Below are 11,390 nucleotides of genomic sequence, written 5' to 3'. Positions count from 1 at the left end.
AAAACAGTCGAAAATTTCTTTTCAACTGCTTATTTATTTGCAAAATAGTTTTCCTTGGTCAAGACATAGTGAACTCTTGTCACGATTCGGCTTTCTTCATGCTGGTCCATACAAGCATATGGTTCTGCATGTGAAAAACGCATGCCTGATTTCTCCATGACCTTTCCAGATGCGGGATTATCCTTATCATGAAGAGCGGTCAACTTATTCATCCCTATCTTCTCAAAAACTAGCTCAATCACAGCACGATTGGCTTCTGTCGTTAATCCTTGATTCCAATACTTTTTATTGATAATGTAGCCAATAGCTGCCTTCTTAAGAACAGGATCAATCTTTTGCAAGTCAATGGTTCCAATAAACTGACCATTGCTTTTTAGTTCTATTCCCCACCGTCCCAAGGAATTGGCCAAGTAGAACTGAGCAATGTTATTCTTGGTTTCTTCCAAGCTTTGATTGGTTGGAAAAGTGTAGCGCGTATTTTCTCTGTCCGAGGCATAGTCAAACATTGCTTCCGCATCATCCAAGGTTACAGGTCTAAGCAATAAGCGCTCCGTTTCTATAGACGGATACTGGGCTAGTTTTAAAAAGATTGATTCCATACGTTTCTACCATTCAAAAGTATTTTCTACCAGTCTAGCATAAAAAAGAAGTTACAACAAGTTTTTCTTGCTTTTTAAAGCGGTTTCATATAGAATAAAATCATCACCTTATTTTATAGATAATTGTGATAAATCATTTACAACCCGTCAATAGAAAGGGAGTTTTTCTCTATGTTAATCGGAATTCCAAAAGAAATTAAGAATAATGAAAACCGTGTTGCCCTCACACCTGCTGGTGTCCACAGCTTAGTCGGTCGTGGTCATCGCGTCCTTATCGAAACAAATGCTGGTCTCGGTTCAGGATTTACTGATGATGACTATCAAAAGCAAGGAGCTGAGATTGTCGCTACTTCTGGTGAAGCTTGGGCTGCAGAGTTAGTCGTGAAAGTAAAAGAACCATTAACTTCTGAATATGGTTACTTACGTGACGACCTGCTTCTCTTCACCTACTTGCGAATTAGCAGATGCTATGCTAGCAACAAAAACAACTGGGATTGCCTATGAAACTGTTCGTGATTCCCAAGGTCAGTTACCACTTCTCGTACCTATGAGTGAGGTTGCAGGCCGTATGGCAGTCCAAATCGGTGCTCATTTCCTAACTAAGCAAGCAGGAGGTTCTGGCGTTCTACTGGGTGGTGTACCGGGTGTACCTAAAGGGAAAGTAACCATCATCGGTGGTGGTGTCGTAGGGACCCATGCTGCCCGCATCGCTTTAGGATTGGGAGCGCAAGTGACCATCCTTGATATCAGTGCTAAACGTCTTTCAATCCTCGAAGAAGTCTTTGGTCATCAAATCCAAACCCTTATGTCCAATTCGCTCAACATCGAAGCCAGTGTGAGAGATGCGGATGTGGTGATCGGAGCGGTTCTCATCCCAGGTGCCAAAGCACCAAAATTGGTGACAGATGAGATGGTCAAGCAAATGCGTCCAGGGTCTGTCATCGTTGACGTTGCCGTTGACCAAGGTGGCGTTATCGAGACAGCTGACCGTGTGACAACACACGATGATCCTGTATATGAAAAACACGGTGTACTCCACTATGCCGTTGCCAATATCCCCGGTGCTGTAGCCCGTACTTCAACCATCGCTCTAACCAATGTCACTCTTCCTTATATCGAAGCTTTGGCTGGTAAAGGATTCTCACAAGCAATCGCTGAAGACGAGGGCTTGCGCCAAGGTGTTACCACTTATCAAGGTTACTTAACCAGTCTTCCAGTAGCCCAAGGTCTCGATAAAAAACATACTCCAATTGATGAACTAGTATAAAAAATCTAATTATCAGATAAAAGAAAGAGCAATTCCACCTGAACTGCTCTTTTTTGCTATTCTATTTCTTCTTGGACTTCTTCACTCTCTTCATTTTTAACTGGAGCTGGTTCATAAGCTCGGATAATCTGAGCGACAACAGGATGGCGAACCACATCCTTGGCTGAAAAATGAACAAAGTCAATCTGATGGATGTTCTTGAGTTTTTCTTGGGCATCAATCAGACCAGACTTGACGTTACGCGGAAGGTCAATCTGACTGATATCTCCATTGACAATCATCTTAGAATTAAAGCCTAAACGAGTCAAAAACATCTTCATCTGCATGATGGTCGTATTTTGCGCCTCATCGAGAATGACAAAGGCATCATCCAAAGTCCGTCCACGCATATAGGCAAGGGGAGCAATCTCGATAATTTCACGCTCCATGAGACGAGTAGTCTGGTCTTTCCCCAGAATCTGATACAAGGCATCATAAACAGGTCGAAGGTAAGGATCTACCTTCTCTTTAAGATCACCCGGAAGAAAACCTAGACTCTCTCCTGCTTCCACCGCTGGGCGTGTCAGGATAATTCGTTTGACTTGCCCACGTTTAAGGGCAGTCACTGCCAAGGTCACTGCAAGGAAGGTCTTCCCTGTCCCTGCTGGCCCAATTCCAAAGGTCACATCGTGCTGTTTGACACTATCCACATAAAGCTTTTGATCTAGAGTTTTGACACGAATAGGCTTCCCTGTATTATCCTTGATGATTTCTTCTTCGTAAAGGGCGACAAACTTGTCAATTTCATCGTTTTTGACCATACTAATTGCAGTCACCACATCTGGCGTGCCAACTGTCATCCCACGATTTACCAAGACCATCAAAGCCTGAATAACCTGACGGGCTTCCTCACAGGCAGTCTCTTCTCCCAAAACCTGCACAATCTCCGTACGAGCATGAATCACCACATCAAGCTCTTCTTCCATCAAACGAAGATGGCGTTCATTGGAACCAAAAAGATGAAACAAGTCATCTGGATGACTCAGTTGAATGTCTATTGAATGTTCCTTCAAATAAAGAACCTCTCTAATCCTTTTATTTCTTTTTATTATAGCAAAGGGGTGGAGAAATTACTAGCCCAAACCCAATGAATCATGCTAGTGTTCTAAGTATTCTTGCCAGATAGCGTCAAAGTCTCCTAGGTTGAAAGAGAAACTGGCATGTTCTTCCAAAAAGCGACTCACCTCATCAAAATCATCTGTGTGTTTTGGGAAGGCTGACTCTTCAAAAGCGAGGTCTGCCAAGATTGCTTTGGGACTGTTACTTTTAGGATTGCGCTCGGTCATGAGCCAAGTGTAAAATGATTTTCTCAATTCTTTCTCCTATCAAGACTTTTTTTGATGAAACTTTTCTGATTTTTAAAAATTACTGGACTTAGCCTCTGAAACGTAGTGGTTTATAAAATCCGTTTTCGCATCAGTATAGGCGTCTCGATTGTGTTCAAATTTTTTCCACAAACTGAGTTTTAATTCCTGATACGCTTGGGCAATATCTGAATGCTGGCAGAGATAATCTCTAAAATAAATCTCGTCATGATCTCCCGTCATTCGCAAATGTAAATGAAAAACTTTCTCAGCAAATCCCTGCTCTGTATATCCTTTATTTAGCGAAATCCTATTAGGACTCTCCGACATCACTAACCAACCATTCTTCACCAATAAATCCCTAACTCTTGCTAAATCCTCTATTCTACCTACTTCTAGCAGAATATCAACGATATTTTTGGCCCAAATATTAGGGATAGCAGTGCTACCGATATGTTCTATTCTTTTAATAACATTTGCACCCAATATTTTTTTAAGACTTGTTTTCTCCAATTCATACCAGTCTTTCCACTCTGACTTGTGCTCTACTAGAAAAATAGGAAAAAGTTGCCAGAGTTCCTCTAAACTCATTTCTTCAAGTTTCTTTTTCATGTCTATAAGGCCTAGATCAACTCTGTCCCAAACTGGTCTTGCTTGATTTTACCAGCCTTCATCAAGCCACCAAGTGCTTTCTTGAACTGACCTTTAGAAATACCAAAGGTTGCCTTGATATCCTCAGGGGATGACTTATCATTCAAGGTCATAAAACCGCCATTGCTTTCCAAATAGGTCAAAATCATCTGAGCATCATTTTCCAACATTTCAAAGGAACGTGGTTTGAGGGATAGGTTCAAGGTACGGTCCACTTCACGGAAACCGATAACACGCGCATCTAGCACTTGGCCTAAACGTGGCTCTGCATAGCGCTCACTTGGGTGAATGAAACCAAGCATGTTATTCTCTGGTAGGTATACAAAAGTTCCTGATAGCTTGAGGCGGTAAACAATGGCTGGCCAGTTTTGGTTCTGCATGTTGTTGTAAGCAGGACGCGCCAGACGTTGGAAGTCTTCCTGATACGCCAAGAGTCCCCAGATTCGGTCTTTCTTGTCCACTTCAAGGCGGATGTAAAGTTTATCACCCTTCTTAGGCCAGAGTTCCTTGAGCTCAGGGAGGATATCGAGTGACACAACGATTTCCTTATCAGGTAGACCGGTATCGACAAAGACGCCCAAGTCCTTACGAACTTCTGTTACGGTTCCCCAACCAAATTGGTCCTGAGTGGCAGTGACTTCTAGAGTAGTCAAGCGGAGTTTTTGCTTCATATCTGTGTAAGCAAAACCTTTGACTGTATCACCTACCGTATGCTGACCTTCTTCCTTGGCAAGAGCATAGGTCTGACCATCCTTTTGCACAAAGTAAAAACGGTCATTTTCATCGATGATGAGTCCAACGATAAAATTTGCAAGATTTGTGTTCATATTTCCTTCTTTCGAATAAAACTCAGCCAGCAATGCCAACTGAGTTTTTCTGTTTATTTTTAGACTTCCAAGATTTCTTTTTCTTTATTGGCAGTCATGTCGTCGATGTGTTTCACAGCGTCGTCTGTTACTTTTTGAATATCTTTTTCAAGAGTCTTCAATTCATCTTCAGTAATTTCTTTTGCTTTTTCTTGTTTCTTAGCTTCGTCCATAGCATCACGGCGGATATTGCGGACAGCCACTTTAGCATTTTCACCAACCTTCTTCACTTCTTTAGCAAGGTCACGACGAGTCTCTTCTGTAAGAGCTGGGATAACCAAGCGGATCACAGAGCCGTCATTAGCTGGTGTGATACCAAGGTCAGAAGCGTTCAAGGCGCGTTCGATGTCTTTCAATGAAGACTTGTCAAATGGTGTTACCAACAAGACACGCGCTTCTGGAATGGTAATTGAAGCGATTTGGTTAAGAGGAGTTTCGACTCCGTAGTATTCTACGTGGATACGGTCTAGCAAGCTTGCGTTGGCACGACCGGCACGGATACCACCAAATTCACGAGCAAGTGATTGGTGAGACTGGGTCATTCTCTCTTTAGCTTTTTCTACAATTGCGTTAGCCATAATTTTCTTATTCCTTTTCTTCGATATTGTTTGAAACTGTTGTTCCGATATTTTCACCAAATACGACACGTTTGATGTTGCCTGGTTGGTTCATGTTAAAGACAACCAAGTCAATGTCGTTGTCCATAGAGAGGGTTGAAGCTGTTGAGTCCATGATACGAAGACCTTTATTGATAACATCACGGTGGGTCAATTCTTCAAACTTAACAGCTGTCTTGTCTTTCTTAGGATCGGCATTATAAACACCGTCTACGCCATTTTTAGCCATAAGAATGGCATCCGCTTCGATTTCAGCTGCACGAAGGGCTGCTGTTGTATCTGTTGAAAAGTAAGGTGAACCAATACCAGCACCAAAGATAACGATGCGGCCTTTTTCAAGGTGGCGAAGAGCACGTCCACGTACATAAGGTTCTGCCACTTGTTGCATAGCAATGGCTGTTTGCACACGCGTATCGACACCAACTTGTTGCAATGAATCTGCCATCACAAGAGCATTCATCACGGTCCCAAGCATTCCAGTGTAATCGGCCTGAACACGGTCCATTCCTGCTTCTGCAGCAGGTTCCCCACGCCAGAGATTTCCTCCACCAATAACAAGGGCAATTTCGATACCTAAGCTATGAACTTCTTGAATCTCTTTTGCGATTGTTTGAACTGTCTGGATATCAATCCCTACGCCACGTTCACCGGCAAGGGCTTCACCTGATAACTTGATTAAAATACGTTTATACTTGGGATTCGCCATTTTTACTCTCCTTTTTTTATCCTACCTATTTTATCACAATTTCTAAGATTTTTATAGTATCATGAGCAATTCTTTCAAAAAAATTAAACCGTTAAAAATTCCTCTAAGTCGGTAAGAGCACGCTCTGCAATTTTTTCATAACGAGCTTTTTTATCACGGATACGCTCGCCTTCCAATTCCTTGATAATCCCAAAATTGACATTCATTGGTTGGAAATGTTTGCTATCAGCGTGAGTGATGTAATGAGCTAGACTTCCGATCGCTGTGGTCTCTGGGAAGATAGCTTCACTTTCACCCTTGAAGAGTCGAGCCGCGTTAATACCTGCAACTAATCCTGAAGCTGCTGACTCAACATAGCCTTCCACACCCGTCATTTGACCAGCAAAGAAGAGGTTGGGCTGTTTCTTAGAACGATAGGTTTGCTCGAGAAGATTTGGTGAATCCATGTAAGAATTGCGGTGCATGACCCCATAACGAACAAACTTCGCATTTTCAAGACCTGGATTCATTTGGAAGACACGCTTTTGTTCTCCCCATTTGAGGTGGGTCTGGAAACCGACGATATTGTAGAGGCTACCAGCCGCATTGTCCTGACGAAGCTGGACAACTGCATAAGGGGTTTTAAATTCGCCATCACGAGGTCCTGTGTAGTCTTCTGGATACTCCAAACCGACTGGCTTCATCGGACCATAAAGCATGGTTTTAATGCCACGCTTAGCCATGACTTCGATAGGCATACAACCTTCAAAGTACTTTTCTTTTTCAAACGAATTGAGCGGTGCTTCTTCCGCATTGACCAAGGCTTCATGGAAATCCATAAACTCTTGTTTGGTCATTGGAGCGTTGAGGTAGGCCGCTTCTCCCTTGTCATAACGAGACTTGAGATAGACCTTGCTCATATCGATGGTGTTGACATCGATAATCGGCGCTGCAGCGTCGTAGAAATAGAAACCATCACCGTCATTGAGGGCATGAATCTTTTCAGCTAGGGCGTCGCTGGTCAAAGGACCAGTAGCGACAACTGTAATAACATCAGTCGGCAATTCTGTAATTTCATCACGAACCACTTCAATCAAGGGATGATTAGCCACTTTTTCAGTCACCATTTGAGAGAAACCATCACGGTCCACCGCAAGGGCTCCACCAGCAGGAACACGTGTAGCTTCAGCAGATTCCAAGATAACAGAACCCAAGCGACGCATTTCTTCCTTGAGAAGCCCAACTGCATTGGTCAAAGCATCCCCACGTAAGGAATTGGAACAAACCAATTCAGCAAAATTGTCTGTTTTGTGCTGAGGTGTTGACTTGACCCCACGCATTTCATAGAGTTTAACTGGAATACCGCGTTCTGCGATTTGGTAAGCTGCTTCAGAACCTGCCAAACCAGCACCGATAACATTGATATAAGATTGAGACACGACACTAATACCTCTTTGGGTGGAACCTAAGTTCATATCAAAACAAGCTACTAGACTGTTTGACACCCACAAATCTTTCTAATTTTTCTTCTACTAGTATAACAAAAAAAGGGAAGATGGCAAACTTCCCTGTTTAGTCATTTTCTTGATTTTCTTCCCATTCGTGGTAGGCAGCGTAGAGTTGGCTTTTATTCCACTGGTAGAGTTTCGCAACTTCCTTAATGGCTTGATTTTTCTTCATGCCTTGCTGGATACGAGATTGGATTTCTGAAAACAAGTCCTCCTCGTCCTTTTCCTCCACATCCTGACTTGCGCCTTTAACGATGAGAAGGCATTCACCCTTGAGTGGCGTTTCAGCAATACTTTCTAGTAGCTCTGAAATCTTTCCTCGTTGGTATTCTTCATAGATTTTGGTCAATTCCCTGACCAAGACTACCGAGCGGTCACCGTAGACTTCTAGCATATTTTCCAATGTATCTGATACACGGTGGGGCGATTCGTAGAAAATCTGAGTTTCTGGGTAATCTTTTTTTAAGTCGAAAAATTGCTTTTGCTGGCCTGATTTTCTCGGTAAGAAACCGTAAAAGATATGTGGTTGTGGAGCTAAACCACTGGCAATCAAAGCAGAAATCCCTGCAGAGGCACCCGGAACTGTCACTACTGCAATTTCTTCCTCAATAGCTGCCTTAACCAAATCATGACCAGGGTCCGAGATACTAGGCAGACCCGCATCGGATACCTGAGCGATACTTTGTCCTGCTTTCAAGAAACCAATCAAATCAGGAATTTTTTCCTTGGCATTGTGCTCGTGAAAACTAATCTGCTTGGTGGAAATGTCAAAATGCTTGAGCAAAAGTCCTGTATTGCGCGTGTCCTCAGCTGCAATCCAGTCCACTTCTTTCAAGGTCTGAATGGCACGAAAGGTCATGTCATCTAGATTGCCAATCGGTGTTGCCACTAGATAAAGTTTGCCATATGGAGATTGTCCCTTAAAACTTTTTTGAATCTGCATGCCTACTCCCTGTACAACAACTCGTCACAGAACATACATTCCTCGTCCTGCTCTCGGCGTTGTCCATAAAAATCATTACATACGTGAAAACCGTCTTTATAGATCCGACGGACGCTTTCACGAACATGCTTGGCCTTGACGGGAGTATCTGCTTCCACCTCGCCCAAGCGTTCGCGCAACTTACTATTTTCCAATCGAAGAGCTGTATTTTCCTCTACCAGGCTCTTGAGATTTTTCTTGATGGCTTCCACATCGGCCAAGGTCACCAGTAACTGTTGGGAAAAATCGTCCAGCGCGTCAAATAATTCTTTTTTGTCCATAAACCAGCCCTTTCCTTTCTATATCGTTCATTTTTAATACTCAATGAAAATCAAAGAGCAAACTAGGAAACTAGCCGCAGGCTGTACTTGAGTACGGCAAGGCGACGTTGACGTGGTTTGAATTTGATTTTCGAAGAGTATGAGTTTATATTTCTTTCAAGACCAGATATTCCATGGCATTTTGAAAGCTGACATTGGCTTGCCACATTTTTCTAGCTTCTAGCAAATCTTGTAAAATCTGTCGAATCCTTGCTTGCAAGAGATCCTGCCCACAGAGGACTTCAAGGATTCGCAAGACCTGATCTTGTTTTTCCTTGTCATCTGCCAGACTAGCTAATTTAGCCACCTGCAAATAACTCTCTTTTTTCTTAGCTAATAACCAGGTCAGCAGTCGTTCGCTCTCATCCACCAAAGTCCAAAAACTAGCCTGATTGACCAACTTTTCAGCTTCAGCTCGTGATTGACAAAACTGGGCTAAGAGAGTCGCTTTTTTCTTGACCAGACCTGCTTGTTCTAATTGATGGATGAGCTTTTCTTCTTGCTTTTTAAAATGGAAAATCTGGGTCCGACTACGGATTGTCGGCAAGATTTTTTCCTCATCACTAGTTAAGAAGAAAATGTAAACTTCACTCTGAGGTTCTTCGATGACCTTGAGCAGAGAGTTGGCTGCGTTGGGATGCATTTTTTCCGCCTGCTCGATAATAAAAACCTGTTGCTGGCTTTCAATCCCTGCTTGGGAAAACTGACCCACCAATTCTCGAATACGTTCTGTCTTGATGACCTGATTGACTGGTTTAATCAAGGTAACATCGGGAAATTCTTCCTGTTCAATCAGCTTGCAGTTTCGGCATTTCTCACATGGTAGAACGCCTACTTTATCCGTACAAAAGAGGCTCTTAGCCAAAAACTGCGCCATTTCCAAGCTTCCAAAGAAACCTGAAAAGAGATAGGCGTGATTGAGCTGATCTTGTTCTAGGATACGGACAAAGCGGTCAAACTGGTCTGGCTGCCAAGCTTTTAGTTGTTCTTGTTTCATTTAGCCAAGCCCATTCTGTCAAATAAGACAGCCTTGGTCGTTTCCACAACTTGCTCCAAAGGAAGACTGGCATCAATCTTGACAATACGATTTCCTTCTTTTTCTAGAAGAGAAAGGTAACCTTGACGAACTTTTTTGTGCAAGTCCAAACCTTCCAAGTCCAAACGATTGACCTCGCGGTCACAATTAGCTGCTATGCGAGCCAATCCTTCTTCCACCTCGATGTCAAAATAAAGTGTCAAATCAGGTTTGAGGCCATCTGTCGCAAAGTGATTGAGCCAATCAATGGCATCAATATTCAAGCCACGACCAAATCCCTGATAAGCAACGGAACTATCGATGAAGCGGTCCATAATGATCAACTTGCCAGCTTCAAGGGCTGGGAGAACTTTTTCCACCAAGTGTTGTCTGCGACTGGCGATATAGAGAAGAAGCTCTGTTTTAGGATCCATCTGCGTATGACTTGGATCCAAAATCACTTCCCGAATCTTCTCCCCAATCAAGACTCCACCTGGCTCACGGGTCGTCAGCACCTCTACTCCTTTTTCCTCTAAAATGGGGAGCAGAGCCTCTAAAACACTGGTCTTCCCTGCTCCCTCCGGTCCCTCAAGAGAGACTAAAAATCCTTTTGACATGTCTAACTCATTTCTTTTTTTCTACCTTCTATTCTATCAAAAAATTAGGTTTTTGTGACAATCTTTTTGCGTCTTCTCCATTCAATCGACCATAAAAGAGGCTGGGAGTCATCCAACCTCTTATTTACCTAGTTCTTGTGTTCGTTTATAGGCTTGATGAACTGCGGCCATGACTGTACCTCTAAAGGCATGTTCTTCCAGACTTGCTACACCCGCGATAGTCGAACCTCCTGGGCTGCAAACTTGGTCTTTCAAGACTCCAGGATGTTGCTGACTTTCGAGGACCATTTGTCCAGCGCCGACTACTGTTTGGGCTGCCATTTTCAAAGCCATTTCTCGTGGCAATCCTGTCTGTACACCCGCATCTGCCAAAGCCTCGATAAAGAGATAGACAAAAGCTGGTCCACAACCTGCGAGACCTGTCGCCGCATCGATTAAGCCATCTCCCAACTCAACCAAGAGACCGGCCTTGGGCAATAATTGACAAAAGAGTTCACCGTCCTCGGCACGACAGTTTGCTGACAGGGCATAACTAATCACTCCTTGGCCGATAGCAACTGGAGTATTGGGCATGATGCGAATAATCCGGTGTTGACTTGGAAGTAGTCTAGCCAGTTTTCCCAAGGTCAATCCAGCCGCCATGGAAATCAAAAGAAGACTCTCCCGCTTTTCAAGGATGGTCTGATATTGAGCAAGGAGTTCAGAAAACTGGGCTGACTTTACTCCTAAAAAAATCACATCTGCTTCTGCGAAGATTTCGTCATTGCTGGAAGCCTGACCGCCAAAGTCGGCAATGAAAGCATCTACTTTTGCTTGACTACGATTGGCAAGGAGAAGGTCATCACCCGTCTTGGCCTGCAAGACAGCCTTAGCCAAGCTAGCTCCCATATTCCCCAAACCGATAAATCCAATCTTCATCT

The 11,390-nt window shown here is 43.3% G+C and carries 13 protein-coding genes and 1 pseudogene; 1 reads left to right on the top strand and 13 read right to left on the bottom strand.

Features of this window, described 5'->3' with window-relative positions:
* Positions 1 to 29 precede the first annotated feature (29 nt).
* The gene (locus ACIY19_RS01705) at positions 30 to 599 is read right to left on the bottom strand and encodes a GNAT family N-acetyltransferase (protein ID WP_409002531.1); all 570 of its coding nucleotides are present in this window, start codon (positions 597 to 599) and stop codon (positions 30 to 32) included.
* A 171-nt stretch (positions 600 to 770) separates the two neighbouring features.
* On the opposite strand from ACIY19_RS01705, the pseudogene ald reads away from it, so the two are divergent.
* Positions 771 to 1,866, top strand: a pseudogene (ald, locus tag ACIY19_RS01700) (alanine dehydrogenase).
* A gap of 56 nt (positions 1,867 to 1,922) precedes the next feature.
* On the opposite strand, the gene ACIY19_RS01695 reads toward ald, so the two are convergent.
* From ACIY19_RS01695 to proC, 12 genes are all read right to left on the bottom strand, one after another.
* Positions 1,923 to 2,918: a PhoH family protein gene (locus ACIY19_RS01695; RefSeq protein WP_409002530.1), complete on the bottom strand. Its 996-nt coding sequence runs from the start codon at positions 2,916 to 2,918 to the stop codon at positions 1,923 to 1,925.
* Positions 2,919 to 3,002: 84 nt separating this feature from the next.
* Entirely contained in the window at positions 3,003 to 3,218 is a 216-nt protein-coding gene (locus ACIY19_RS01690) for a YozE family protein (protein ID WP_001232084.1), read from the bottom strand.
* A gap of 45 nt (positions 3,219 to 3,263) precedes the next feature.
* Entirely contained in the window at positions 3,264 to 3,821 is a 558-nt protein-coding gene (locus tag ACIY19_RS01685) for a GrpB family protein (protein WP_125442782.1), read from the bottom strand.
* An 11-nt stretch (positions 3,822 to 3,832) separates the two neighbouring features.
* Positions 3,833 to 4,687, bottom strand: coding sequence for an RNA-binding virulence regulatory protein CvfB (gene cvfB / locus ACIY19_RS01680; protein WP_033584032.1), 855 nt, complete (start codon positions 4,685 to 4,687; stop codon positions 3,833 to 3,835).
* A 59-nt stretch (positions 4,688 to 4,746) separates the two neighbouring features.
* On the bottom strand, positions 4,747 to 5,304 hold the full coding sequence (frr, locus tag ACIY19_RS01675; RefSeq protein WP_001262235.1) for a ribosome recycling factor: 558 nt from the start codon (positions 5,302 to 5,304) through the stop codon (positions 4,747 to 4,749).
* A 7-nt stretch (positions 5,305 to 5,311) separates the two neighbouring features.
* On the bottom strand, positions 5,312 to 6,049 hold the full coding sequence (gene pyrH, locus ACIY19_RS01670) for a UMP kinase (protein WP_000002996.1): 738 nt from the start codon (positions 6,047 to 6,049) through the stop codon (positions 5,312 to 5,314).
* An 83-nt stretch (positions 6,050 to 6,132) separates the two neighbouring features.
* Positions 6,133 to 7,467, bottom strand: a complete 1,335-nt coding sequence (trmFO, locus tag ACIY19_RS01665) for a methylenetetrahydrofolate--tRNA-(uracil(54)-C(5))-methyltransferase (FADH(2)-oxidizing) TrmFO (protein WP_409002529.1) — start codon at positions 7,465 to 7,467, stop codon at positions 6,133 to 6,135.
* 133 nt (positions 7,468 to 7,600) lie between these two features.
* Positions 7,601 to 8,479 (bottom strand): 16S rRNA (cytidine(1402)-2'-O)-methyltransferase, encoded by an 879-nt coding sequence (gene rsmI / locus ACIY19_RS01660; RefSeq protein ID WP_001166866.1) that lies wholly within the window; start codon positions 8,477 to 8,479, stop codon positions 7,601 to 7,603.
* 2 nt (positions 8,480 to 8,481) lie between these two features.
* Positions 8,482 to 8,799, bottom strand: a complete 318-nt coding sequence (gene yabA, locus ACIY19_RS01655) for a DNA replication initiation control protein YabA (RefSeq protein ID WP_000358229.1) — start codon at positions 8,797 to 8,799, stop codon at positions 8,482 to 8,484.
* Positions 8,800 to 8,944: 145 nt separating this feature from the next.
* Positions 8,945 to 9,835 carry a DNA polymerase III subunit delta' gene (locus ACIY19_RS01650; protein WP_261051912.1) on the bottom strand — a complete coding sequence of 297 codons (891 nt, stop codon included), beginning with the start codon at positions 9,833 to 9,835 and terminating at the stop codon, positions 8,945 to 8,947.
* Positions 9,832 to 10,470, bottom strand: a complete 639-nt coding sequence (gene tmk / locus ACIY19_RS01645; RefSeq protein WP_409002528.1) for a dTMP kinase — start codon at positions 10,468 to 10,470, stop codon at positions 9,832 to 9,834. Before tmk ends, ACIY19_RS01650 begins: the two co-directional genes overlap by 4 nt.
* Positions 10,471 to 10,590: 120 nt before the next feature.
* Positions 10,591 to 11,388, bottom strand: a complete 798-nt coding sequence (gene proC / locus ACIY19_RS01640; RefSeq protein ID WP_409002527.1) for a pyrroline-5-carboxylate reductase — start codon at positions 11,386 to 11,388, stop codon at positions 10,591 to 10,593.
* Between the last annotated feature and the right edge of the window lie 2 nt (positions 11,389 to 11,390).

The sequence above is a fragment of the Streptococcus sp. ST14 genome (assembly GCF_046098195.1).
In the GTDB taxonomy this organism is placed as follows: domain Bacteria; phylum Bacillota; class Bacilli; order Lactobacillales; family Streptococcaceae; genus Streptococcus.
The sequence above is the reverse complement of the archived record's forward strand: the minus strand, read 5'-3'. Positions and strand labels throughout refer to the sequence as shown.